Here is a 211-nt window from a genome sequence, read left to right on the forward strand (position 1 = left end):
GTTCCTCGCCGAGCGCAAGGGCGACGCTGGCATCGTCTATTGCCTGTCGCGCAAGAAGGTCGAGGAGGTCGCCGCCTTCCTCGCCGAGCAGGGCTTCCCGGCGCTGCCGTATCACGCCGGCCTGCCCAGCGAACTGCGGGCCTATCACCAGAAGCGCTTCCTCAACGAGGAAGGCCTGATCATGGTCGCGACCATCGCCTTCGGCATGGGC

General features: G+C 66.8%; 1 protein-coding gene. It reads left to right on the forward strand.

Going from position 1 to position 211, the window contains the following annotated elements:
- Positions 1-211: helicase-related protein (locus B2X67_RS18570; protein ID WP_349677804.1), on the forward strand; the 211-nt coding region annotated here is incomplete at both ends.

Source organism: Pseudomonas sp. UBA3153 (genome assembly GCF_002364635.1).
In the GTDB taxonomy this organism is placed as follows: Bacteria; Pseudomonadota; Gammaproteobacteria; order Pseudomonadales; family Pseudomonadaceae; genus Pseudomonas_O; species Pseudomonas_O kuykendallii.